Below are 22,641 nucleotides of genomic sequence, written 5' to 3'. Positions count from 1 at the left end.
CCCTCCTCGGCTCCCCCGGCTGCCCACAAACAGAGCGCCAGGCTAGCGAGTTGACCGGCGGGTGAGGGGGGAAGAGCAAGGGTTCGCACCATCGGGTGACGCAGGTACGCATAAGGGGCGCACCCCGCAGGTGCGCCCCTCACGGACATCGGATGCCCGACCTCCGGCGGCTACTGCGCGGTCGCGCCCGGCAGATCCGTCCCGACCGTCAGATCCTGCTCCGGCACCGCCTCACCGGCCCTGATCAGCTCGATCCGGCCCATGACCTTCGCCCGCAGGTCGGACGGCACGTCGTCATGCCCGCAGCAGCGCTTGACCAGCTTCTTCACCGCCTGCTCGAGCCCGTACTTCTCCAGGCACGGCGAGCACTCCTCGAAGTGCGTCTCGAACTTGGTGCAGTCGGCGTCGGGCATCTCACGGTCGAGGAACTCGTACAGATGGCCGAGTACCTCTGCGCAATCCGTCTCATGCGGCTCTCCGCAGCTCATGAGCCCGAGCCCTTCCGATCGTTCGTCGACTCCCCGGCGCCCGCGGGCACCAGCCCGCGCTCACGGGCGTAGTCCTCCAGCATTCCGCGCAACTGGCGACGGCCCCGGTGCAGTCGGGACATCACCGTACCGATGGGGGTACCCATGATGTCCGCGATCTCCTTGTAGGCAAAGCCCTCGACATCCGCCAGGTAGACCGCGATGCGGAACTCCTCGGGGATCTCCTGGAGCGCTTCCTTCACATCGGAGTCGGGCAGGTGGTCGAGCGCCTGGGACTCGGCGGAGCGCAGACCGGTCGACATGTGCGACTCGGCACGGGCGAGCTGCCAGTCCTCGATCTCCTCCGCCGCACTGCGCTGAGGCTCGCGCTGCTTCTTGCGGTACGAGTTGATGAAGGTGTTGGTGAGGATGCGATACAGCCAGGCCTTGAGGTTGGTGCCTTCACGGAACTGGTGGAACGAGCCGTACGCCTTGGCATACGTCTCCTGCACGAGGTCCTCGGCGTCGGCCGGATTGCGTGTCATGCGGAGCGCGGCCGAGTACATCTGGTCGAGGTAGCCGAGAGCGTCCCGCTCGAATCGTGCGTTGCGCTCGGCGGCCGTCTCTTCCGTGCGGCCGTCGTCGGTCCCAGTGACCGGACCCACCTCCTCCAACGCTGGGACGGGGCCGAAAGCGGACCCGCTCGAATCGGAGGATAGACGACCAACCCCTCCGCCCGCCGCCTGAATAGCCCCGCTCCTGGGCGTCGAAAGCACGGTCCAGTGCAGGTCAGAGGCGTGCGGGAGGCTCGGGCAGATGGTCGAACCCATGTGGCGGTCTTCCTCTCCAAGCTCGTGTGGTGACGTGGAGGTCAACGGAGACAACGCCCCGGGTATTCCCGCGCCCACACGGCTTCCCCCGCCGTTCCCGGCGGCCGCGCCTCACCGCAGAGCCGTGATCCACTTGCGTACCCCGCCGACCACCGCGGCCAGCGCTTCCTCCTGGCTGAGCGCCGCCCGCCTGGGTACGGACAGTCCGTGATCGGCGGAGTCCACCTCGATCAGCTCGTACTCCCCCGCGGGGAACTCCTCCGGTCTGCCGAAGGGGTCGTTCCCGCCCTGGACGACCAGCACGGGCACACCGGCGCCGAGCAGCTCACCGGCCCGGGACTTCTCCGGGCGGCCCGGAGGATGCAGCGGGAAGCTCAGCGCGAGTACGGCGCGGGCCCCGAGCTCACTCGCCGTACGGCAGGCCACACGCGCCCCGGCGCTGCGACCGCCCGCGACGATCGGCAGCCCCGGCTTCTCCAGCGCGGGCCACAGCCCCCGCCAGCCGGTGTCCAGCGTCTTCGGCGCGGGCGCGACCTTCTTGCCCGCGACCCGCCAGGGTTGCTCCACCAGAGCGACGCTCACACCGGAGGCGGGCAGCGCGGCGGCGAGCGCCTGCAGGTCGCTCGCCCCGATGCCGCCGCCCGCGCCATGGCTCACGGCCAGCACGAGCCGGGCCGTGCCCTGGGCAGGGTGCCAGGTGATCCGGGCGTCCCCGGCCGGCGTCTCGACGATCTCGCTCTGTGTCACGGAAGTCACGGACGCAGTCTCACATCCGTGCACGCCGTACGGCCGAAGGCCCGGGCCCTCACCTGGCGCGGGCCTTCGATGAGCGCGGCTTTCCCGGGGCTTCGCCAGGTCGCTCAGCGCTCAGAAGAGCGTGCCCACCTCGGGCGCCGCCAGCTCCTCCAGCAGCTCGGGGCCGTTGTTGCGTACGTTGCTGACGGCCGTCGCCACCGGATACGCCCGCATCAGCCCGGTCGGTGGCGGCGCGAGCAGCTCCCGCAGCTCGTCCACGTCCGTGCGCGACGGGTCGAGCCAGGCGTCCCAGCGGTCCTGCGTCAGCATCAGCGGCATCCGCGGATGGATCTCGGACAGCGAGTGCGGGCCGTCGGCGGGTGCGACCGCCAGTGGGCCCGTCTCTGCCTCGGTCGTGATCACCGAGCAGGTCACCCACCACGACTGCGGATGGTCGTCCGGGAGGGTCCGGTCCCGCCAGAACTCGTAGAGTCCGGCCATCGCGAAGACCGCCCCGTCGGCGGGCGTGACGAAGTACGGCTGCTTGCGCGGCCTCTTCTTCCTGCCCTGGACCTCCAGCTCCCGCTCGTCGGACCCGGTGACCCACTCGTAGTAGCCGTCCGCGGGCAGGATGCAGCGACGGGCGGCGAACGGGCGCCGGAACGAGGGCTTCTCGTGCACGGTCTCCGCCCGGGCATTGATCATCCGGGCCGCGCCCTCGGGGTTCTTGGCGAAGGACGGGACCAGGCCCCACCTGAGTTTCCGCAGCTGGCGAACCGGACGGCGGTCCTCCGCGTCCTTCAGAGGACGTTCGAGTACCGCGTAGACCTCCTTGGTGGGAGCCACGTTCCAGTCGGGGGCCAGGGTCTCCGCCGGCTCCCACTTCTCGATCTGGAAGAGCCCCGTGAGGTCCTCGGGCCTGCGACTCGCTGCATACCGTCCGCACATAAGTGCCACACTGCCACGACCCCCCGCGCCCCGAGGAGCCTCCCCGAAAATGGCCACAACCGAAATCTTCGGCACCCAGCCCGCCCCGGACATATGGCTGGTCATAGGCACCGCCGCCCTCGCCCTCGCCGCGGTGGCCCCGCGCGTGGTCTGGCGGCTGTCCAGGAACGCGATCACGATCGCCCACGAGGGCGGGCACGGCCTGGTCGCCCTGGTCACCGGGCGCCGGCTGGACGGTATCCGGCTGCACTCCGACACCAGCGGACTCACCGTCAGCAGGGGCAAGCCGACTGGGCTCGGCATGATCCTCACCGCCGCGGCCGGTTACACCGCCCCTCCGCTGCTCGGGCTGGGCGGCGCCTGGCTGCTTGCCGCGCACCGGATCACGCTGCTGCTGTGGGTGGCGACCGCGCTGCTGGTCGCGATGCTGGTCATGATCCGCAATGCGTACGGGGCGCTCACCGTGATCCTCACCGGCGCCTCCTTCCTGCTGGTTTCCTGGCTGACCGGCCCGCTGGTGCAGGCGGGGTTCGCGTACACGGCGGTGTGGTTCCTGCTGCTGGGCGGGGTGCGGCCTGCCTTCGAGCTCCAGTCGAAGCGACGGCACGGCGGTGCGCCCGACTCGGACGCGGACCAGCTGGCCCGGCTGACGCATGTGCCCCCCGCGATGTGGTTCTTCCTCTTCCACGCCGTGTCACTGTGCTCGCTGATCGGGGGCGGTCGCTGGATGCTCGGTCTGTGAGCCGCGTACGTCCCTGAGCGGCGTAGGTGACCAGCGCATGTGGCCGGTGTCCACGACCCGGCAGAGGAACGGCTCCTACTGCCGCGGACCACTAAAGTGATGGCCATGACCGACAGCTCCGTGCACCCCGACCCCTGGCCCGCCCCTCACGCAAGCGGGCCCGTCCGTGCGACGGTCACCGTGCCCGGATCCAAGTCCGTCACCAACCGCGCGCTGGTGCTCGCCGCGCTGGCCGCCGAGCCGGGCTGGCTGCGCCGCCCGCTGCGCTCACGCGACACCCTGCTGATGGCCGAGGCCCTGCGGGCGATGGGTGTCGGCATCGAGGAGCAGGTCTCCTCCAGCTCCACCTCGACCGGTGGCCCCGACAGCGGCGAGGCCTGGCGGATCATCCCGGCCGGGCTGCACGGCCCCGCCACCGTCGACGTCGGCAACGCCGGCACCGTGATGCGCTTCCTGCCGCCCGTGGCGGCCCTGGCCGACGGGCCGATCCGCTTCGACGGCGACCCGCGGTCGTACGAGCGTCCGCTCGGCGGCGTGATCGACGGTCTGCGCGCCCTCGGCGCCCGGATCGACGACGACGGCCGCGGCGCCCTTCCGCTGACCGTGCACGGCGGCGGTGCGCTGGACGGCGGACCGGTCGAGATCGACGCCTCGTCGTCCTCCCAGTTCGTGTCCGCCCTGCTGCTGTCCGCGCCACGCTTCAACCAGGGCGTGGAAGTGCGGCACACCGGCTCCACGCTGCCGTCGATGCCGCACATCCGGATGACCGTCGACATGCTGCGTGCGGTCGGGGCCCAGGTGGACGAGCCGGAGACCGGTGGCGAGCCCAATGTGTGGCGGGTCCGCAGCGGCGCCCTGCTCGGCCGCGATCTGACCGTGGAACCGGATCTGTCCAATGCCCAGCCGTTCCTGGCCGCGGCGCTGGTGACGGGCGGCAGGGTCACCATCCCCGACTGGCCGGAGCGGACCACCCAGCCCGGTGACGCGCTGCGGGAGATCTTCACGGCGATGGGCGGTTCCTGTGAGCTGACGGACGCCGGTCTGACGTTCACCGGCACGGGCAGGATCCACGGCATCGACGTCGACCTCGGCGAGGTCGGCGAGCTGACGCCGGGCATCGCCGCGGTGGCGGCCCTCGCCGACTCCCCCTCCACTCTGCGCGGTGTCGCGCATCTGCGACTGCACGAGACCGACCGTCTCGCCGCGCTCACCAAGGAGATCAACGAGCTCGGCGGCGATGTCACGGAGACCGCGGACGGGCTGCACATCCGGCCCAGGGCCCTGCACGGCGGGGTGTTCCACACCTACGACGACCACCGGATGGCCACCGCGGGTGCGGTCATCGGCCTCGCCGTCCCCGGGGTCGAGATCGAGAACGTGGCGACGACGGCCAAGACCCTGCCCGACTTCCCGAGGATGTGGACCGACATGCTCGCGGGCAACTGAGCGGGGACGGCAGGACATGCGCCGCTACGGAAAGCACACCGACGAGGACGACGTCCGCGTACGCCCCAACCGCAAGGGCAACCGCCCTCGTACGAACATCCGGCCCAAGCACGAGGACGCCGCCGAGGGCATGGTCCTCACCGTGGACCGCGGCCGGCTCACCTGCCTCGTCGACGGACGCACCATCATGGCGATGAAGGCCCGCGAACTGGGACGCAAGGCGGCCGTCGTCGGTGACCGGGTCAGCCTGGTCGGGGACCTGTCGGGGGGCAAGGACACCCTCGCCCGTATCGTCCGCATCGAGGAGCGCGCCTCCGTACTGCGGCGCACCGCCGACGACGACGACCCCTACGAGCGGGTGGTCGTAGCCAACGCCGACCAACTCGCCATCGTCACGGCACTCGCCGACCCCGAGCCCCGGCCCCGGCTGATCGACCGCTGTCTCGTCGCGGCCTACGCCGGCGGTCTGGAGCCTCTCCTGGTGCTGACCAAATCGGATCTGGCCGGGCCGGAGAAGCTGCTGGAGCTGTACGGGGCACTGGACATCCCCTATGTCGTGACCTCGCGTGAGGAGCTGTACGGAGGAGACGCGGCCGACCGGGTCCGCGAGCATCTGGGCGGTCGGACCACCGCGTTCGTGGGGCATTCGGGCGTCGGCAAGACCACGTTGGTGAACGCACTGGTGCCGGAGGAGCGGCGGCGTTCGACCGGCCATGTCAACGCGGTCACGGGCCGCGGCCGGCACACCACGACATCGGCCCTGGCGCTGCCGCTCGCGGGTGTGGGCGGAGCCACCCCGGTCGAGGGACGCGAGGGATGGGTCATCGACACCCCCGGGGTGCGTTCCTTCGGGTTGCACCACGTCGACCCCTCCCGGGTCATCCACGCCTTCCCGGATCTGGAGCCGGGCACGGAGGGCTGTCCGCGCGCCTGTTCGCACGACGAGCCCGACTGTGCGCTCGACGAGTGGGTGCAGCAGGGGCATGCCGATCCCGCGCGCCTCTACTCCCTGCGGCGACTGCTGGCCACCCGCGAGCGGCGCGACGGCGACTAGGGCGCGACGACCTGGGGCCGGTCCGGAGGTGTGCTGGCTCCCGAAGAGCCGGCGACACCGCGCGTTGCCGACGAAGGGACGGGCGACGCGCGGATGATCATGGCGTGCACGTTTGCGAGTGACCGCGGCTGGTAAGGGCATAATCGCACCAAGTGACACGAAGCAGTCACCGACGCGGGAGGCACTCACGATGGCGTGGCTGCTCGTAGTGGTCGCCGGGCTCCTGGAGACGGGATTCGCGGTCTGCCTCAAGCTCTCGCACGGTTTCACGCGGTTGTGGCCGACGATCGCGTTCGCGGTGTTCGCCCTGGGCAGCTTCGGCCTGCTCACCCTCTCCCTGCGCAAGCTCGACGTGGGTCCCGCGTACGCGGTGTGGACCGGTATCGGCGCGGCCGGGACGGCGATCTACGGCATGATCTTCCTGAACGAGGTCACATCCACACTCAAGATCGTCTCCATCACGCTGGTGATCGCCGGGGTCATCGGCCTCCAGCTCTCGGGTTCGAGCCACTGACGCCGCCGGCACCGCTACCGGCCATGTGACGGACCAGCGGACCGACGCCTGCGACGCCCCCGGGTGGTGGTGCGACGACGCAGGACAGCGCGAGCCTGATGGCCAGCTCACAGCGCCGCGCCAGCTGCACGGGCTCCTCCCTGCCGCGTCCCCTGCCGTCATGCTCGAACACGGCGAGGATGCGGTCCCGTACGGAGGCGACCAGCTCCCCGGGTGCCGGGTGGCCGGCGTCGGCCCGCCGCTGTGCGGGCACGATGGCGCGCGACACGGGCCGGGCGGCGCGGGGCGCGGGAAGGTGTTCTCCCCAGCAGCCGGTGAGCAGAGCGCGCAGCAGCGGCCTGGAGCGGGCCTCGCCCACGGTCCACTCGGCGATCACCGCCAGCCGCTCGGCGCAGTTCGCCGCCCGGTCCCGGCCCAGGAGCCGGTCCACCCCATGGAGATAACCATCGGCCTCGCGCCGTATGAGAGCGCGGGCGAGGCCGTCCTTGCTGCCGAACTCGTTGTAGAGCGTCTGCCGGGACACTCCGGCGGCGACGGCGACATCGACCATCCGGATCCCCGACCAGGGCAGCTCGGACAGCGCGGTCAAGGCGGCGTTCAGTAGTGCTTCGCGGGTTGTGGGCATCACGGCCTCCCGGGCGGGGCCTCGCGGGCCTCGCGTACCTGCGGCTCTGCGCCCAGAGTTGACGTATCGCCACACATCGTCAAGAGGGCCTCCGAATCCCACCCGTCCGCCACGGCAGTAGAGTGCGGCCATGGCCGACTACCACGATGATCTGCGTCTTGCCCATGTCCTGGCGGACGCCGCGGACGCGGCGACGATGGACCGGTTCAGGGCCCTTGACCTCAAGGTCGAGACCAAGCCGGACATGACACCCGTGAGCGAGGCCGACAAGGCGGCCGAGGAGCTGATCCGCTTCCAGCTCCAGCGCGCCAGGCCGCGTGACGCGGTCCTCGGCGAGGAGTACGGCATCGAGGGCACGGGACCGCGGCGCTGGGTCGTCGACCCCATCGACGGGACCAAGAACTACGTCCGCGGCGTGCCCGTCTGGGCGACCCTGATCTCTCTGATGGAAGCGGGCGAGGGCGGCTACCAGCCGGTCGTCGGAGTGGTCTCCGCACCTGCGCTGGGACGTCGCTGGTGGGCGGCGAAGGGCACCGGCGCCTATGCGGGCCGCAGCCTCCTGTCGGCGACACGGCTGAGCGTCTCCAAGGTCTCCCGGCTCTCCGACGCCTCCTTCGCGTACTCCTCGCTGAGCGGCTGGGAGGGGCGCGGCCGACTGGACGGCTTCCTGGATCTGACCCGTTCGGTGTGGCGCACGCGTGCGTACGGCGACTTCTGGCCGTACATGATGGTCGCCGAGGGCTCGGTGGACATCTGCGCCGAGCCGGAACTGTCCCTGTGGGACATGGCGGCGAACGCGATCATCGTCCAGGAGGCGGGGGGTACGTTCACCGGGCTCGACGGCACTCCGGGCCCCCACAGCGGCAACGCGGCAGCGTCGAACGGACTGCTGCACGACGAACTGCTCGGCTTCCTCAACCCGCACCACTAGAGAACTGCACACGGCCGGTTCGCCTGCGCGCCCCCGCACGCCCCCTGACGGGCCACGCGCCACCCCTTGTTGGCATCCGGAATCACTGCGACTCTGAGAGTCCCCCCACTTGTGAACTTGTGAAAGATTTCTCAGGCGCCCGCCGGGGCGCCGAGTCCCGTCCACCCCGGGGGGTTCACCAAGGAGGTGGCTCCATCCATGCTCGTCCGTGACGCCATGAGCACGGTGGTTCTCAGCATCGGCCCCGCCCACACCCTCCGGCAGGCAGCACGACTGATGGCCGGCCGCCGCGTCGGAGCGGCCATCGTCTTCGACCCCGACACCAGCGGCCTCGGCATCATCACCGAACGCGACATCCTCAACTCGCTCGGCGCGGGCCAGGACCCCGACCACGAGGCCTCAGGCGCCCACACGACCACCGACGTCGTCTTCGCCGCCCCCTCCTGGACACTGGAGGAGGCCGCAGCGGCCATGACCCACGGCGGCTTCCGCCATCTCATCGTGCTCGACGGCGGCGAGCCCATCGGCATCGTCTCCGTGCGTGACATCATCCGCCGCTGGGCACCGGCGCGTCAGCGAACCACGACGCTCACGGGGTAGGCGCGGCCAGGGACGGCTGGACGACCAAGCCGCAGCGGACAGGCGCATACGAGAGGGCCGGGCACCCGCGGGGGTGCCCGGCCCTCTCCTGACTGTGCCGGATCCTACAATGGACATCGTCTAAGTCCCGCCACTGACTGTTAGGCTGATAGGTATGAGTGACCTGTTGGAACGACTGCGCGGACGCGGTTGGCGTATGACCGCGCAGCGGCGCGTCGTGGCCGAGGTCCTCGACGGTGAGCACGTCCATCTGACCGCCGACGAGGTGCACGCGCGCGCCGTCGAGCGGCTGCCCGAGATCTCACGGGCGACGGTGTACAACACGCTGGGTGAGCTTGTCTCGCTCGGTGAGGTCCTCGAGGTGTCCACGGACCGGCGGGCCAAACGCTACGACCCGAACGCGCACCACCCGCACCAGCACCTGGTCTGCTCGCGATGCGGCACGATCCGGGACGTCCACCCGACGGACAACCCGCTCACCGCCCTCCCCGACACGGAGCGCTTCGGCTTCACCGTCTCCGATGTAGAGGTCACCTACCGCGGCCTCTGCCCGAGCTGCGCCGCGGCGTAACGCCCGGCCCCGCCCGTCCGGATGCCCGGACGGGGCGAGCAGGCGGACCAAATACGCCGGAACACGCCGAAGGCCCAGAAGCAGATGCTTCTGGGCCTTCGGCCTATCAGTAGCGGGGACAGGATTTGAACCTGCGACCTCTGGGTTATGAGCCCAGCGAGCTACCGAGCTGCTCCACCCCGCGTCGGTGAACCCAACAGTACGGGATACCGACGACCAGTGCAAAATCCCTTTCGCCCGGCCCCGGATCCCGCCCCTCAGGCCGTCAGCTCCTGGCGCAGGGCGTCCCGCAGCCGCGCGGCCCGCTCGGCGACCTCGGCAGGGCCCAGCGCCACCGCCCGGCCGCACCAGTGCTGCGCCTCCACCAGCTCACCGCGCCGCGCGCTCAGCAGCGCCAATCGCAGTGCAGCCCGCCCGTGGCCGGCGTCGGCGGCGCGCTGCCACCACAGCGCGGCCTCCTGCTCCTCGCCCTCACGGGCGAGCAGCAGCCCGAGGTTGAACGCCCCGTTCCGGCTGCCCGAGTCGGCCGCCTCCCGGTACCACCGCACCGCGTCGGCCAGGTCACCCCGGGCGGCGGCCAGCATGCCGACCCGCACCTGCGCCCGCCGGTGCCCCTGCTCGGCGGCCCGCTCGTACCACTCCTCGCACTCGGTCTTCTCGGCGACCGGCTCCCCGAGCACCGGCGCGCCGGGCGGCGGCTGGCGCGCGTCGAGTACGGTCGCGAGCCGGAACGCGGCCTCGGGACTACCGCCGCCCGCCGCGCAGCGCAGATAGCGCTCCGCCTCACCGTGCTCACCGTCGCGCAGCCGGGCCATCCCCACCTGGAGTGCCGCCTCGGTGTGCCCGGCCGCTGCCGCGCGCTCGTACCAGCACAGGGCGGTGCGGTCGTCGTCCCGACCGGCGTACAGGATGCCGAGGTTGAAGGCGGCATCCACACTGCCTGCTTCCGCGGCCTTGGAGAACCACGGCTCAGCACCGGTCGGGTCGCCCGCCTGGAGGAGCAGGACCGCGAGCGCGTTGGCCGCCTCACGGTGCCCGGCGTACGCCGCACGCCGGTACCACTGCTCCGCCTGGGACGTACGCTCCTGGGCCGCGCAGAGCAGACCCAGGTTGTACGCACCGTTGACGTCGCCCGCGTCCATCGCGGCGCGGTACCAGCGTTCGGCGGTCTGCTGCTCACCCCGCGCAGCGTGCAGTGCACCGAGCGCATTGGCAGCGTTGCCATCGCCGTCCTTGGCGGCCCGCAGCCACCACACGGCGGCGCTGTCCTCGTCGCCCGCGTCCCGCAGCAGGAACCCCAGTGCACAGGCGGCGCGGGGCTCTCCGTCCTTGGCAGAGGTGAGATACCAGCGTCCGGCCTCCTTGAGCTCGCCCCGCCGCTCGAGGACGGCCCCGAGCTGGAGCGCCGCTCGCCGGTGTCCACGCGCGGCGGCCTGGCGGTACCACTGCTCGGCTTCACGCCAGAGCTCTTCGGCTGCGCGGTCCCCGGCCGGGGACTCGTCCGCCGTGGCGGTGTCACCGGATGCACCACGGTCCGGGTCCCGGGGTTCGCTGCCCGCGACGGTGAACCGCGTGCCGGTGCCGCCGCCCACGGACACCATCGCGTCGTCTCCGTCGCCGTATCGCGGGTGGTCCTGTGCCGTGCCGAGGGCCAGCCCCGCAGCCGCCGGCCCGTCGCCCGCCCGGAGCGCGACACGCGCGCAGCGCTCGAGCACGCATGCCAGCCGGTAGGCGGCCTCGCGGTGCCCCTGCTCGGCCGCCGCGCGCAGCCATCGCTCCGCGCCCGGCTCGCTGCGGTGCTCCAGCAGATCGGCGAGGGCGTAGGCGCCGAGGGCATGGCCCTGCTCGGCGGACTGGCGCAGCCAGTACTCGGCCGCGGGGTCGTCGCCGCGCTCGCGGTAGTGCCGGCCCAGCGCATGTGCGGCAGCGGCGGAACCCGCGACGGCTGCGATACGCCACCAGCCCGCCGCCTCGTCCGGGTAACCGCGCTGGTGGAGCAACACACCCAGGTTGTTCGCGGCAGCGCGGTCCCCCTCGGCGGTCGCTGCCCGCAGCTGCGGCTCGGCACCGTCGAGGTCGCCGCGGCGCAGCAGCATGGCTCCGAGGATGCTCATCGATGCGATATCGCCGGCCTCGGCGGCACGGCGATGCCGGGCCTCGGTCTCCGCCCCGGCCGCCTCGACGGTGTCGCCCGCGTCTGCGGCGTCTGCGGCGTCTGCGGCGTCTGCGGTGTCAAGGCTGACGAGCGAGGCAGGGTCGGCGGGTGCGGCGGGCCCAGCCGGGTCAGGGGGCATGGGGGCGTCAAATATCTCGGCAAGCCGAAGAGCGCTCCCTGCCTCCACAGCATCGACTCCGACCGCTGCCATCGCGGTCCCGGTATGCCCCTGCGCAAACCGCCCTGTTCCCAACAGAGTTGCCCTGTCCCCCATAAATCCCATCGTCGCACCACCCGCAACCCGCGTACACCTGGTATATCGCAGCCAGTGAGGTCACTTCAGCGTTTTGTCGACATGCCCACAGAGAGACAAGTCAAACACGTCCCACCCCAACTCGGGCCCCTCGGCACGCGCTTCTCCCCCCGCGTGTTTCTCACACGCGCCAACTCGCATGAAAAGGCAGGAACATGCATGCATGAAGAAGGCCCGGATCCTGATGGATCCGGGCCCTCGACTTCAGTAGCGGGGACAGGATTTGAACCTGCGACCTCTGGGTTATGAGCCCAGCGAGCTACCGAGCTGCTCCACCCCGCGCCGTTGTGCGACTACCGTACCACGCCGCGTGGTGAGCCCTGGTCGGGGGCCGTGCGGGGCTTTCGGCCCACCGACCAGGGCATGGTGCCGATGTCCGTTCAGCCGCTCTACGGAGCCTGGGACGGGGCTGCCGAAGGCGCTGTGGAAGCAGCCGGCGGGGGTGCTGACGACGCGGGCGGTGACTGCGGCGGCTGCGCCCCGGACGACTGGGCCGCAGCAGCGCGCTCCAGCGCCGACTGAAGGTCCGCCTGGGCTCGGCCGTATGCCGTCCAGTCGTTCTTCTTGAGCGCCGCCTGGCCGTCCTCGTACGCCTTCTGGGCGTCCGCGATGGCCTGCTTCAGCGCCGCGTCACCGGTGGCCGGCGGCTTGGTGGTGTCGCCGGGTGGCTGCGGAGTCGTCGGCGGCTGCTCGACGTCGCCTTCGACGCCGAACACGGCGTTGAGCGCCTCCGCCAGGCTGTCCTTGAAGACGGGCTTCCCACCGTACGAAACCGCGACCTTCTTCAGCAGCGGATAGTTCGCGCTGCCGCCGCGTGCGTAGACCGGCTCGATGTAGAGGAAGCCGCCGTCCAGCGGCACCGTCAGCAGATTGCCGTACTCGATGTCCGAGTCCGTGCCTCTGAGGTCGCGCACGAACGTGGCGACCTCCGGTACACCGTTCAGCTCGGACTGGACCTGCTGGGGACCCTGCACGGTCGAGGTGACTCTCAACAGCCTTATCGACCCGTACTTGTCACTCGTCGCATCCGCGTCCACCGCCATGAACGCACCCAGGTTGGGACGTCCGCTCGGAGTGAAGGTCGTGGTGAGCGAGAACTTCTGGTCCGCTTCCCCGGGCATCTTGAGGCTCAGGTAGTACGGGGGGACCGTCCGGGCGTTCTTGTTGGTCGGGTCGTCCGGCACCTGCCAGGCGTCGCTGCCGCTGTAGAACTGGTCGGGGTCGGTCACGTGGTACCGGGTCAGCAGCTCGCGCTGGACCTTGAACATGTCCTGCGGATAACGCAGATGGGCCTTGAGCGCGGGGGCGATGTCGCTCTTCGGCTTCACCGTGTCCGGGAAGGCCTTCATCCAGGTCTTGAGGACCGGGTCCTCGGTGTCCCACTGGTAGAGGTCGACGGTGCCGTCGTACGCGTCGACGGTCGCCTTCACCGAGTTGCGGATGTAGTTGACCTGGTTCTGCTGCGCGACCACCGCCCGCTGGCTGTCGGTCAAGGAGTCGGCCGTGGTGTCGCCCAGCGTCGTACGCGAGGCATAGGGGTAGCCGTTGGTGGTGGTGTAGGCGTCGACGATCCACTTGATGCGTCCGTCGACCACCGCCGGATAGGCGTCGCCGTCGATGGTGAGCCAGGGGGCCACCGCCTCGACGCGCTCCTTGGGCGTGCGGTTGTACAGGATCCTCGAACCCTCGCCGATCGCTCCCGAGTAGAGGATCTGCGGCTCGCTGAACGCCACGGCGTACGCGGCACGGTTGAACGCGTTGGAGAGGTCGACCCCGCTCTTGCCCTTGTAGCTGGTGGTCGCCTCACCCTCGCCCTTGCGCTCGTAGTCGAGCTCCTTCTGCGGGCCGCCGACGATCGAGTACTGCGCGGTCTTCTCGCCGTAGTAGATCCGCTGCTCGTACGTCCCGAACTGGCCGGTCGTGGGCAGTCCGGACTCGGTGAAGTCGGGCGAGCCGACCGTCCCCTGGTCCTCGTTCGTGATCGTGTTGGTGCCCTTGGCCGCGATCGCGCCGTAACCGTGGGTGTAGGTGAAGTGGTCGTTGATCCAGTTGTGCTTCGGAATGCCCTGGACGTTGAGCTCGCGAAGACCGATCACCGTGTCCTGCGGCTTGCCGTCCGCACCCCGGTACCGGTCGACATCCAGCGTGGCCGGGAACTGGTAGTACTTACGCTCCTGCTGGAGCTGCTGGAAGGCCGGCGAGACGACATTGGAGTCGACGAGCCGGTAGCTGGCGGCGGTCGCCGCCTGCTCCCGCTGCTGCGCCTTGCGCTTGGGGTCGCCCTTGCCCGCGTAGTCCTCGGCCTTGGCCTGGTCGATGCCGTACGCCTTGCGCGTGGCCTCGATGTTCTTCTGGATGTACGCGGCTTCCTTGGCCTGCTCGTTCGGCTGGACCTGGAACTTCTGGACGATCGCCGGGTAGAGGCCGCCGATCAGGATCGCCGACAGCACCATCAGCCCGAAGCCGATCACGGGGAGCTGCCAGGTGCGGCGCCACAGGGTCGCGAAGAACAGCACGGCGCAGATCACGGCGATGCAGAAGAGGATCGTCTTCGCCGGCAGATAGGCGTTGGCGTCGACGTAGCGCAGCCCCGTCCAGTTGCCGGTGGCCTTGAAGTCACTGGACTTGACCGCCAGACCGTACCGGTCGAGCCAGTACGCGACGGCCTTCAGCGCGACGAAGAAGCCGAGCAGCACCGACAGATGGCCGGTGGCCGCCGCGGTGGCCCGCGCGCCGGGGCTGGTGATGCGCAGCCCGCCGTACAGGTAGTGGGTGAGGGCGGCGGCGATGACCGAGAGCACGGCCGCGGCGAAGCCGAAACCGAGCAGGAAGCGGTACCACGGCAGGTCGAACGCGAAGAAGGCCACGTCAAGGCCGAACTGCGGGTCCTTCTGTCCGAACGGGACTCCGTTGACCCACATCAGCCAGGTGCGCCACTGCGTGGAGGCGGAGGCTCCGGCGATCAGCCCGACCAGCGCGGTGATCGCGAGCAGCAACCACTTCTTGTAGGGAGCGATCCCCATCCGGTACCGGTCGAGGCTCTGCTGCTCCAGCGACATCGCGCTGAGCGGCGGGCGCAGGCGATAGGCCAGCCAGATGTTCGCTCCGACCGCCGCGGCCATCAGCAGACCGAAGACCGCGAAGAGACCGGCCTTGGTCCAAAGGGTGGTCGTGAACACGGACGAGTACTTCACCGAGCGGTACCAGAGCCAGTCGGTCCAGAACCCGGAGAACATGACAAAGGCCATGGCCAGCACGGCCAGCACGCCGAGTGTCATCAGCAGGGTGCGGACGCGCCGGGACGGCCGACCGACTCTGATCCGTGGCCCGCTTGGGCCTCCGCCGCGGTCCGGCATCTGGAAAGCCAACGTGCGCCCCTCGAAGTTCGCGGTTGTGTAAAAAACGTACAAGCATATCCGCGTGGCGCGGATGTGCCTCGGGCCCTGGCGATCGTAGAGCCCACTCATGGAACTTACTGACGCTTTACCTAGTTCCCGACGGCGGGGGCGGAGGAGGCAGGATATTGGCATGTCCAACGTTTCCTCTTCATCGTCCCCCTCATCTCCTGACGATCAGCCGTCCCGGGCGGCCACCCCGCTGGCCGGGAACCCCCTGACCCGGGCGGTGCTCGAGATCGACGAGTACGCGTCCGGCCTCGGCTGGGACCAGCCCGCGCGGCTGTTCGCCCTGGTCGACACCGCCAAACTGCGCACCCAGGAACCGGGTCTCGCCGACCAGCTCGGGCTGACCGAAGGCGAGACGTCCGGTGCGCTCACCCCGGTCGAGCAGGACGAGATCCCGCCCGGCACCCCGCTGGACGAGTTCCTCGGGACGATCGCCTGGCCCGACGCCGTCGTGGGCTGCGCCCTGACGGTGGAGCGGCTGATGCTGCCGCCGTCGGCTGAGGCGTCCGTACCGAAGGGCCTCGACGAGGCCGGCCTGACCGCCTGGGTGGCGGCGCATCCGGACCGCCAGGAGGTACGGATGACCGTGGCGGTGCTCCGCGACGGCGCGCGGGAGTCGGCGCTGCGGCTGCGCGAGAAGGACTCGCCGAGGGAGGTCGTCACCGGCGCGGACCTGGTGCCGGGGCTGGCCGAGGCCCTGTCGGCGACATTCGAGTCATAGCAGCGCAACGGGGACGGCGGGGATGATCGCCGGGGGTGCGCTCCGCGTGGGCGCACCCGCTGCACTGCCGAACCCGCCGGCTTCCTGGGCCCGGTGGAGGGTCGCCGCGTACGGGCGGTCAGCCCTTCGAGCAGCTCGGCAGGCCCTTGGTGTCCCCGCTGCGGATCTTCTCCAGGGACTTCACGGCGTCGCCGATGGCCTTGACCTTGACCAGGGTGAGCCCGGCCGGGATGTCGGAAGCGGCGGCGGCGCAGTTGGCTTCGGGCGTCAGGAAGTACTCGGCGCCCGCGTCCCGTGCCCCGACCAGCTTCATCTCGATCCCGCCGATCGGGCCGACCGTCCCCTTCTCGTCGATCGTGCCGGTGCCCGCGACGAACTTGCCGCCGGTCAGGTCCTCCGGGGTGAGCTTGTCGACAATGCCGAGGGAGAACATCAGCCCCGCGCTGGGGCCGCCCACGTCGGCGAGCTTGATGTCGATGGTGAAGGGGAAGGTGTGGTCGGTACCCGCGGTGATACCGATGACTGCCCGGTCGCCTTCATCGGACTTCACCGTGTTCACCTGCACGTCCTGGGTGGCCGACGGCTCCTTGCCCGCCTTCTCCGCAGCCGCCGCTTCCTTCGCGGGCACGATCGTGAAGACGGTCTTCTGCCCGGGGCGGTGCTTGGTGACTGCTTTGGCCACCTCGTCCGGTGCCTTGACCGCCGCACCGTCCACGGCCTTGATCACATCCCCCGCGTGCAGGGTGCCCTCAGCCGGGCTTCCCTTGCGGATCGATGAGACCACCACCCGGGTGCTCACCGGAACACCCAGCTGCTTCAGTGCCGCGACCTTGGCGCTCTCCTGGGACTGGCTGAACTCCTCGGCGTTCTCCTGGTTGGACTGCTCCTCGGTCTTGCCGTCCGGGTAGAGCGTGTCGTGCGGCACCACCACGTTGTCATGGGCCAGCCAGCCGTAGATGACTTCGGCGAGGTTCATCCGGTATGCCGCGCCGGTGACCCTGACCGTCGTCATGTTGAGGTTCCCGGAGGTGGGGTAGCTCTTGCGCCCGGAGATCCGCAGCACCGGCTCGCCACCTGCCTCGCCCAGCGTGTTCACCGTCGGCCCGGGCGTCATCTCGGCGTAGGGCGGTGCCAGGTACACACCGACACAGAGCAGCACGATCAGGACGAGGGTGGAGGCGAGCATCGTCGCTGTGCGGCGTGGCATGGAACGACAGTACGGGACTGGTCCGCCAGTGCACTCGCCGGGCCAGTCCGTACGGGCGCGAGAAGCCGGCACGCGCCCCCAGCGAGGGCACGCGCCGGCCAAAGCCTCAGAGCGACGTCAGCGCGGGAACATCAGGCAGCGTCCGAACCGGAATGGGACTTCTCCATCGCGTTCCGGAACCGCGCATAGCCGTCCAGCTCGGCGATGTCCCCGGTAGCTCGGCTGCGCGAGGCCCAGCTTCCCCAGATCGCCGCACCGACGGCGGCGAAGAGCGGAATCAGCAACCAGGCAAGTGCCGCCATCCCTACCTCCCGACCCTTGGGCTGGAACAACCACTGCTACAGCTAGCCGATCAGCAGATTAACCATCCGTCTGTTCAACGCTGGTGGCAGGGTGACAGTTACGCAAACCGGTTTCCCTGCCCGCCGACCGGGTTGCCGCCAGTCCTTCCACGGGTACCCGTGGAGCACACCTGCACGCGCCCTAAAGAGGTACCTAAGAGTGCATATAACCCACTAGCACCCGCCCAAGGGCGCTACGCGCCCACCGGCAACCCCTCGGACGGGGGCGCTACGCGCCCACCCATTCTTCTGACCCGTCCGAGAAGCTCTGGTGCTTCCAGATGGGGACCTCGCGCTTCAGGTCGTCGATCAGCTTCCGGCAGGCTTCGAACGCCTCGCCGCGGTGCGGGCACGAGACGGCGACCACGACGGCGAGGTCACCGACCTCAAGATCACCCACCCGGTGGACGGCGGCCAGGGCCCGGACCGGATACTCGGCGACGACCTTCTCGGCGATACGCCGCATCTCCACCTCGGCCGTGGGATGGCACGAATAACCCAGCGCGTCGACATCGGCGCCGCCGTCGTGATTGCGCACGGTGCCCACGAAGAGCGCGGTGCCGCCTGCCGCGGCGTCGCCGACCGCACGGAAGACCTCGTCCACGGAGAGCGGGGACTCGCGGATCTCCAGCAGCCTGATCGGATCCGCTGCCGCCTGCTCGCCGGGGTGATCGCTCATGTGTGCCATGACTCCATCGTGCCGCACCGCCCCGACACCCCGGAACAGGCGCTTTGGCCCGGGCGCGGACGGCGGCTCTTGGAGCCTCCTACAGTCCGCGCCGCTTACGTGCGCGCCGTACCAGGGCGGCCGTACCAAGCAGCGCGACGGTCGCACCCGCCGCACCCGCCGCCGCCGTCGTCGCATCCTTGCGACCCAGACGGCGACCCGCGACGGTGTGCCGGCCCTCGACCTCTTGCAGCAGCGCGGCGAGCACCTCCTCGTTGGTCCACTCGGGCCGCCATCCGGCGTCGTGCAGCCTGCCCACGCTGACCACCCAGGGGTGCATCGTGTAGGCGAGGTCGCCCGCGGGGGACGGGGTGAGACCGATCCGGTGCAGCCGGGCAGCCGCGCCCAGCGCGACCGCGGACGGCAGCTCCATCCGGCGGATGCCGCTGAGCTCCTCGACCTCCTCCTGCTCGAGCCAGCCGTCGCAGCCGACCGCGAACTCGCCGTCGACCTTCTCCAGTGCCGCGTACTCCAGAGCGCTCACCAGGTCCTCGACATGGCAGAACTGCCAGGTCGGCCGGGATCCGGCGACGACGAGCAGACGCGGTGACTCGAAGTAGCGGGTGAGGGCCGTGTCCGTGCCGCCCACCAGCACCGCGGGCCTGAGCACCGTGACGTTCAGTCCGGGGTGGGCACGCGGAGCACGGCGGCCCAGGCGCTCGATCTCCAGCAGATCGCCGACCCCGGTGGCCTCGGCCGTCGCTCGCAGCTCGGCGTCCTCGGACAGCGGGACGTCGTTGTCGGGCAGAGCCCCGTAGACCATCGCCGACGTGCACAGGACGACCCGGTGGACACCCGCGGCAGCGGCGGCGGTGAGCACGGTCTGCGTACCGCGCACGTTGTACGCGGAACGGGCCGCGGGGTCCGTCTCCAGATCCAGATCGAGCGCCAGGTGCACGACGACGTCGGCGCCGCGCAGCTTCTCGGCGATCGCCGGGTCCCGGACGTCGAGGATGTGCCAGTGGGCCTCCGGGATCTCACCGCGCCGCTCGTCGATGGCGATGACCTGTTTGATCTCGTCGGACGCCACGAGGCGCCTCGCCAGCAGGTCGCCGATACCCGAAGCGGCGCCGGTCACCGCGACCACGGGGCCGCGCCCCGCGGCGGGGCTGAGGGGGTTTCGCGCTGCGCGAACCTGCGGATCTGCTGCACGAACCTGCGGATCTGGGGAACTCACCAGGCGTCTCCAGCGGTTGTCTTCAGTACGTACGCGAAAGCCGTGCACGCACCAGGTGGCGTCCATCCTGCCGCAGGCCGCGGGTCGGCGGAGCACCCAGCCCTCGTCCGGTCCGGATCAGCCACGGTCAGGTCCGGAACCGCCATGGTCTTACGAGAGCAGTCGGCCGATGACGCCACCGCGGCCAGCCGGGCCACGCTTAGGCTGGTGGTGTTGTCGGGCAGCCGCCGCCGGCAGGAGCCGGCGGCCCTACGAGCCGAGGAAACCCGTGAGTGACTCTCCATTCGGATTCGGCCTTCCGCCGGAGGAGCCGGAGAACGGCGACGAGGGCAAGAAGAAGGACCCCGCTGGAGGTGGGCAGGATTCCGGTGGCGGCCAGGGCGGCCCGGCCAACCCCTTCGGGTTCGGTTTCCCGGGAGCAGGTGCCGGAGGGCCTGGCGGAGCGGACAATCCGTTCGCCGCGATGTTCGGCTCGCTGAACCCCAACGACCTCGGCGCGGCCTTCCAGCAGCTCGGCCAGATGCTGAGCTACGAGGGCGGCCCGGTGAACTGGGACATGGCCAAGCAGATCGCCCGCCAGACGGTCTCCCAGGGCACTCAGGACGGCACCAAGGACGCGAGTGTGGGCCCGGCCGAGCGTTCGGCGGTCGAGGAGGCCATGCGGCTCGCCGACCTGTGGCTCGACGGATCGACATCGCTGCCGTCCGGTGCCACGAGCGCCGTGGCGTGGAGCCGCGCGGAGTGGGTCGAGGCGACGCTGCCCGCGTGGCAGCAGCTCGTCGACCCGGTGGCCGAGCGCGTCGGTACGGCCATGGGCGATGTGCTCCCCGATGAGATGCAGGCGATGGCGGGTCCCCTGATCGGCATGATGCGCTCCATGGGCGGCGCCATGTTCGGCCAGCAGATCGGGCAGGCCATCGGCGTGCTGGCGGGAGAGGTCGTCGGTTCGACGGACATCGGGCTTCCGCTCGGTCCTGCGGGCAAGGCCGCGCTGCTCCCGCTGAACGTGGAAGCGTTCGGCAGGGATCTGGGGGTCTCCAAGGACGAGATCCGGCTGTATCTGGCCTTGCGCGAGGCCGCTCACCAGCGGCTTTTCGCCCACGTGCCGTGGCTGCGCTCCCATCTGTTCGGCGCGGTCGAGGGCTATGCGCGGGGCATCAAGGTCGACACGACGAAGCTGGAGGACGTGGTCGGGCAGTTCGACCCGACGCATCCTGAGCAGTTGCAGGAGGCGCTCCAGCAGGGGATGTTCCAGCCCGAGGACACCCCGGAGCAGAAGGCGGCCCTTGCCCGGCTGGAGACGGCGCTGGCACTGGTCGAAGGCTGGGTGGACGCCGTGGTGCACGACGCCGCCAAGAACCGGCTGACCTCGGCGGACGCCCTGCGCGAGACCCTGCGACGGCGGCGCGCCTCCGGCGGTCCGGCCGAGCAGACCTTCGCGACGCTCATCGGTCTCGAGCTGAGGCCGCGGCGGCTGCGGGACGCCTCGCGGCTGTGGGCGTCGCTGACCGACGCACGCGGCCTGGACGGGCGCGATGGTCTGTGGGAGCACCCGGACATGCTGCCGACGGCTTCCGACCTCGACGACCCCGACGGCTTCGTCCACCATGAGCAGCTCGACTTCTCCGAGTGGGACAGGATGCTCGGCGAGGCCGCACAGGGCCGCCGCGAAGGCGGCGAAGGCAACGGCGACAGCGACAGCGACAGCGACAGCGGTAAGGACGACACCGACAAGTGAGCCTGTACGACGACGCCGTACGCGTACTGAAGGACTACGCGCACAGCGGGGACAGCGCCGAGCGGGGCACCGGTCAGGAGTCCCTGTGCCAGGAGTACCTCGACCATCTGGCGGCACACCCGGACGGGATGTGGAAGGCATGCGGGGCGGGGCACCTGACGGCCAGTGCGCTGGTGGTCGACCCGCACCGTGGCCGGGTGCTGCTGACCCTGCACAAGAAGCTGGGCATGTGGCTCCAGATGGGGGGCCACTGCGAGCCGGGCGACGCCACGCTTGAGGAAGCCGCACTGCGTGAGGCGACCGAGGAGTCGGGTATTCCCGGTCTTGAGCTGATGTCCGGCGGCCCGGTGCGGCTGGACCGGCATCCGATTCCCGCGCCCTGTCACTGGCACTTCGACGTGCAGTACGCGGCCGTGGCGCGGCCGGACGCCGTAGCGGCGATCAGCGACGAGTCGCTGGATCTGCGCTGGTTCGGGTACGACGTGGTGGCGGGGGTCGCCGACGGGTCGGTCGTACGGCTGCTGGAGCACACCAGGGCCAGGCTGTAGACACCGCCCGGAAGGGGCGAGCGGGCCCCGGGACTCCTCCCAAGGCTGCTGCCCGCCCCTCCGCGAGGCCCCGCCGGCTGCCCGCTCAGCTCCAGACGTTGCCCTGGTTCTGAGCGTGGGACCCCTGCTGGCCCATGCCGTACTGCGCGCGCACTCCCTGCCCGATCTGGGCGTTCTGCGGCGGCAGCAGCTCACTTGGCTGCACGAGGGCGAAACCCTGGCCGAGGAAGCTGAGCTCCCAGCCCTCACCCGTGTTGCCCCGGCGCCGCCAGACACCCGTCGAATGGGTCTGAGCCTGCATCTGGACCCGCAGCGACGACGACCAGGCGACGATCGCGTCCGCGTCCGCGTTGACGTACTTGTCCGGGGTGACCTGCATCATCAGCGGCTGCCCCGAGGTCATGAGGGCGACCTTGCCCCGCCCGGAGATGTTGAGCTGGTACTTCCCGGAGCCGGAGATCCCGTACTGGCTGTCCACGGCGATGACCTCGGTGTGCAGACCGGAGTCGAGCGCCAGCACATAGGCGCTGTCGACGGTCATGCCCTCCTGGTCGACGTCCACGACATGGATGTACTGGGCGAGGTTGGCGAAGTAGACCGTGCCCTGGCCGGAACAGCGCATCAGGTCAAGGCCCTCGCCTGTACGGGCACGGGCGCGCCGCTGCCCTCCGGACTGGTACTCGCCGTCGAAGTCGATGAGCCCCTGGTAGGCGACCATGGCGCCCTTGCGGGCGAGGACGTCGTCGTGCCCGGTGAGCGCCACCCGCAGGAGCTGCGGGTTCTGGACGGCGTACCGTTCCTGGGACTGCTGTTCGGCGTAGCTGAAAAGCGGGCTCTGCATGGTGTG

The 22,641-nt window shown here is 70.3% G+C and carries 22 protein-coding genes and 2 tRNA genes; 10 read left to right on the top strand and 14 right to left on the bottom strand.

Annotated elements, in window-relative coordinates; all coding sequences use genetic code 11:
- Window positions 1-170: 170 nt before the first annotated feature.
- The 4 genes from rsrA to ABZ532_RS02865 form a co-directional block, all read right to left on the bottom strand.
- Window positions 171-488: a mycothiol system anti-sigma-R factor gene (rsrA, locus tag ABZ532_RS02880; protein WP_361278993.1), complete on the bottom strand. Its 318-nt coding sequence runs from the start codon at window positions 486-488 to the stop codon at window positions 171-173.
- Window positions 485-1,297, bottom strand: a complete 813-nt coding sequence (locus tag ABZ532_RS02875) for a sigma-70 family RNA polymerase sigma factor (protein WP_361278991.1) — start codon at window positions 1,295-1,297, stop codon at window positions 485-487. The genes rsrA and ABZ532_RS02875 overlap by 4 nt, the downstream gene beginning before the upstream one ends.
- 111 nt (window positions 1,298-1,408) lie before the next feature.
- Complete coding sequence (locus ABZ532_RS02870) at window positions 1,409-2,044, bottom strand: alpha/beta family hydrolase (protein ID WP_361279411.1); 636 nt, start codon at window positions 2,042-2,044, stop codon at window positions 1,409-1,411.
- 120 nt (window positions 2,045-2,164) lie between these two features.
- The gene (locus tag ABZ532_RS02865; RefSeq protein ID WP_361278989.1) at window positions 2,165-2,980 is read right to left on the bottom strand and encodes an SOS response-associated peptidase; all 816 of its coding nucleotides are present in this window, start codon (window positions 2,978-2,980) and stop codon (window positions 2,165-2,167) included.
- A 49-nt stretch (window positions 2,981-3,029) separates the two neighbouring features.
- Here ABZ532_RS02865 and ABZ532_RS02860 point away from each other — a divergent pair, with 49 nt between their 5' ends.
- The 4 genes from ABZ532_RS02860 to ABZ532_RS02845 all read left to right on the top strand — a co-directional run bounded on the left by ABZ532_RS02860 (window position 3,030) and on the right by ABZ532_RS02845 (window position 6,736).
- Window positions 3,030-3,722, top strand: a complete 693-nt coding sequence (locus ABZ532_RS02860) for a M50 family metallopeptidase (protein ID WP_361278987.1) — start codon at window positions 3,030-3,032, stop codon at window positions 3,720-3,722.
- 105 nt (window positions 3,723-3,827) lie between these two features.
- Entirely contained in the window at window positions 3,828-5,168 is a 1,341-nt protein-coding gene (aroA, locus tag ABZ532_RS02855; protein WP_361278985.1) for a 3-phosphoshikimate 1-carboxyvinyltransferase, read from the top strand.
- 16 nt (window positions 5,169-5,184) lie between these two features.
- On the top strand, window positions 5,185-6,222 hold the full coding sequence (rsgA, locus tag ABZ532_RS02850) for a ribosome small subunit-dependent GTPase A (protein ID WP_361278983.1): 1,038 nt from the start codon (window positions 5,185-5,187) through the stop codon (window positions 6,220-6,222).
- Window positions 6,223-6,412: 190 nt separating this feature from the next.
- The gene (locus ABZ532_RS02845; RefSeq protein ID WP_361278981.1) at window positions 6,413-6,736 is read left to right on the top strand and encodes a multidrug efflux SMR transporter; all 324 of its coding nucleotides are present in this window, start codon (window positions 6,413-6,415) and stop codon (window positions 6,734-6,736) included.
- On the opposite strand, the gene ABZ532_RS02840 is transcribed toward ABZ532_RS02845, so the two are convergent.
- Window positions 6,702-7,361, bottom strand: coding sequence for a TetR/AcrR family transcriptional regulator (locus ABZ532_RS02840; protein WP_361278979.1), 660 nt, complete (start codon window positions 7,359-7,361; stop codon window positions 6,702-6,704). The genes ABZ532_RS02845 and ABZ532_RS02840 overlap by 35 nt on opposite strands.
- Before the next feature lie 130 nt (window positions 7,362-7,491).
- Here ABZ532_RS02840 and hisN point away from each other — a divergent pair, with 130 nt between their 5' ends.
- The 3 genes from hisN to ABZ532_RS02825 all read left to right on the top strand — a co-directional run bounded on the left by hisN (window position 7,492) and on the right by ABZ532_RS02825 (window position 9,463).
- A complete protein-coding gene (hisN, locus tag ABZ532_RS02835; protein WP_361278976.1) occupies window positions 7,492-8,292 on the top strand; it encodes a histidinol-phosphatase in 801 nt (266 codons plus the stop codon).
- 198 nt (window positions 8,293-8,490) lie between these two features.
- The gene (locus ABZ532_RS02830) at window positions 8,491-8,892 is read left to right on the top strand and encodes a CBS domain-containing protein (RefSeq protein ID WP_361278973.1); all 402 of its coding nucleotides are present in this window, start codon (window positions 8,491-8,493) and stop codon (window positions 8,890-8,892) included.
- Between the two features lie 154 nt (window positions 8,893-9,046).
- Window positions 9,047-9,463: a transcriptional repressor gene (locus ABZ532_RS02825; RefSeq protein WP_361278971.1), complete on the top strand. Its 417-nt coding sequence runs from the start codon at window positions 9,047-9,049 to the stop codon at window positions 9,461-9,463.
- Window positions 9,464-9,573: 110 nt separating this feature from the next.
- Here the strand turns inward: ABZ532_RS02825 and ABZ532_RS02820 are convergent.
- The 4 genes from ABZ532_RS02820 to ABZ532_RS02805 form a co-directional block, all read right to left on the bottom strand.
- A tRNA-Met gene (locus tag ABZ532_RS02820) sits at window positions 9,574-9,647 on the bottom strand.
- Between the two features lie 73 nt (window positions 9,648-9,720).
- Window positions 9,721-11,901 (bottom strand): sel1 repeat family protein, encoded by a 2,181-nt coding sequence (locus tag ABZ532_RS02815; protein WP_361278969.1) that lies wholly within the window; start codon window positions 11,899-11,901, stop codon window positions 9,721-9,723.
- Window positions 11,902-12,139: 238 nt separating this feature from the next.
- Window positions 12,140-12,213 (bottom strand) — tRNA-Met (locus tag ABZ532_RS02810).
- A 107-nt stretch (window positions 12,214-12,320) separates the two neighbouring features.
- The gene (locus ABZ532_RS02805; RefSeq protein WP_361279409.1) at window positions 12,321-15,287 is read right to left on the bottom strand and encodes a UPF0182 family protein; all 2,967 of its coding nucleotides are present in this window, start codon (window positions 15,285-15,287) and stop codon (window positions 12,321-12,323) included.
- A gap of 172 nt (window positions 15,288-15,459) precedes the next feature.
- On the opposite strand from ABZ532_RS02805, the gene ABZ532_RS02800 reads away from it, so the two are divergent.
- On the top strand, window positions 15,460-16,056 hold the full coding sequence (locus tag ABZ532_RS02800; RefSeq protein WP_361278967.1) for a PPA1309 family protein: 597 nt from the start codon (window positions 15,460-15,462) through the stop codon (window positions 16,054-16,056).
- Window positions 16,057-16,174: 118 nt separating this feature from the next.
- Here the strand turns inward: ABZ532_RS02800 and ABZ532_RS02795 are convergent, their stop codons facing one another.
- The 4 genes from ABZ532_RS02795 to ABZ532_RS02780 all read right to left on the bottom strand — a co-directional run bounded on the left by ABZ532_RS02795 (window position 16,175) and on the right by ABZ532_RS02780 (window position 19,508).
- Window positions 16,175-17,263, bottom strand: coding sequence for a PDZ domain-containing protein (locus ABZ532_RS02795; RefSeq protein ID WP_361278965.1), 1,089 nt, complete (start codon window positions 17,261-17,263; stop codon window positions 16,175-16,177).
- Window positions 17,264-17,394: 131 nt separating this feature from the next.
- The gene (locus tag ABZ532_RS02790) at window positions 17,395-17,565 is read right to left on the bottom strand and encodes a hypothetical protein (RefSeq protein ID WP_361278963.1); all 171 of its coding nucleotides are present in this window, start codon (window positions 17,563-17,565) and stop codon (window positions 17,395-17,397) included.
- A 268-nt stretch (window positions 17,566-17,833) separates the two neighbouring features.
- Window positions 17,834-18,292: a molybdenum cofactor biosynthesis protein MoaE gene (locus ABZ532_RS02785; protein ID WP_361278961.1), complete on the bottom strand. Its 459-nt coding sequence runs from the start codon at window positions 18,290-18,292 to the stop codon at window positions 17,834-17,836.
- Between the two features lie 79 nt (window positions 18,293-18,371).
- Entirely contained in the window at window positions 18,372-19,508 is a 1,137-nt protein-coding gene (locus ABZ532_RS02780) for an SDR family oxidoreductase (protein ID WP_361278959.1), read from the bottom strand.
- A gap of 268 nt (window positions 19,509-19,776) precedes the next feature.
- On the opposite strand from ABZ532_RS02780, the gene ABZ532_RS02775 reads away from it, so the two are divergent.
- Both ABZ532_RS02775 and ABZ532_RS02770 read left to right on the top strand, forming a co-directional pair.
- Entirely contained in the window at window positions 19,777-21,246 is a 1,470-nt protein-coding gene (locus ABZ532_RS02775; RefSeq protein ID WP_361278957.1) for a zinc-dependent metalloprotease, read from the top strand.
- On the top strand, window positions 21,243-21,794 hold the full coding sequence (locus ABZ532_RS02770) for an NUDIX hydrolase (protein WP_361278954.1): 552 nt from the start codon (window positions 21,243-21,245) through the stop codon (window positions 21,792-21,794). Before ABZ532_RS02775 ends, ABZ532_RS02770 begins: the two co-directional genes overlap by 4 nt.
- A gap of 85 nt (window positions 21,795-21,879) precedes the next feature.
- On the opposite strand, the gene ABZ532_RS02765 is transcribed toward ABZ532_RS02770, so the two are convergent.
- Entirely contained in the window at window positions 21,880-22,635 is a 756-nt protein-coding gene (locus ABZ532_RS02765; RefSeq protein ID WP_361278952.1) for an AIM24 family protein, read from the bottom strand.
- Window positions 22,636-22,641: the final 6 nt, after the last annotated feature.

The organism is Streptomyces sp. NPDC019396 (assembly GCF_040632375.1).
Taxonomy (GTDB): domain Bacteria; phylum Actinomycetota; class Actinomycetes; order Streptomycetales; family Streptomycetaceae; genus Streptomyces.
This window is presented reverse-complemented; position numbering and strand designations above follow the sequence as displayed.

Bases quoted from the DNA above. Each gene is read 5' to 3' on its own strand.
- rsrA (WP_361278993.1), bottom strand. From the start codon at position 488: ATGAGCTGCGGAGAGCCGCATGAGACGGATTGCGCAGAGGTACTCGGC.
- ABZ532_RS02875 (WP_361278991.1), bottom strand. From the start codon at position 1,297: ATGGGTTCGACCATCTGCCCGAGCCTCCCGCACGCCTCTGACCTGCAC.
- ABZ532_RS02865 (WP_361278989.1), bottom strand. From the start codon at position 2,980: ATGTGCGGACGGTATGCAGCGAGTCGCAGGCCCGAGGACCTCACGGGG.
- ABZ532_RS02860 (WP_361278987.1), top strand. From the start codon at position 3,030: ATGGCCACAACCGAAATCTTCGGCACCCAGCCCGCCCCGGACATATGG.
- aroA (WP_361278985.1), top strand. From the start codon at position 3,828: ATGACCGACAGCTCCGTGCACCCCGACCCCTGGCCCGCCCCTCACGCA.
- rsgA (WP_361278983.1), top strand. From the start codon at position 5,185: ATGCGCCGCTACGGAAAGCACACCGACGAGGACGACGTCCGCGTACGC.
- ABZ532_RS02845 (WP_361278981.1), top strand. From the start codon at position 6,413: ATGGCGTGGCTGCTCGTAGTGGTCGCCGGGCTCCTGGAGACGGGATTC.
- ABZ532_RS02840 (WP_361278979.1), bottom strand. From the start codon at position 7,361: ATGCCCACAACCCGCGAAGCACTACTGAACGCCGCCTTGACCGCGCTG.
- hisN (WP_361278976.1), top strand. From the start codon at position 7,492: ATGGCCGACTACCACGATGATCTGCGTCTTGCCCATGTCCTGGCGGAC.
- ABZ532_RS02830 (WP_361278973.1), top strand. From the start codon at position 8,491: ATGCTCGTCCGTGACGCCATGAGCACGGTGGTTCTCAGCATCGGCCCC.
- ABZ532_RS02825 (WP_361278971.1), top strand. From the start codon at position 9,047: ATGAGTGACCTGTTGGAACGACTGCGCGGACGCGGTTGGCGTATGACC.
- ABZ532_RS02815 (WP_361278969.1), bottom strand. From the start codon at position 11,901: ATGGGATTTATGGGGGACAGGGCAACTCTGTTGGGAACAGGGCGGTTT.
- ABZ532_RS02805 (WP_361279409.1), bottom strand. From the start codon at position 15,287: ATGCCGGACCGCGGCGGAGGCCCAAGCGGGCCACGGATCAGAGTCGGT.
- ABZ532_RS02800 (WP_361278967.1), top strand. From the start codon at position 15,460: ATGTCCAACGTTTCCTCTTCATCGTCCCCCTCATCTCCTGACGATCAG.
- ABZ532_RS02795 (WP_361278965.1), bottom strand. From the start codon at position 17,263: ATGCCACGCCGCACAGCGACGATGCTCGCCTCCACCCTCGTCCTGATC.
- ABZ532_RS02790 (WP_361278963.1), bottom strand. From the start codon at position 17,565: ATGGCGGCACTTGCCTGGTTGCTGATTCCGCTCTTCGCCGCCGTCGGT.
- ABZ532_RS02785 (WP_361278961.1), bottom strand. From the start codon at position 18,292: ATGGCACACATGAGCGATCACCCCGGCGAGCAGGCGGCAGCGGATCCG.
- ABZ532_RS02765 (WP_361278952.1), bottom strand. From the start codon at position 22,635: ATGCAGAGCCCGCTTTTCAGCTACGCCGAACAGCAGTCCCAGGAACGG.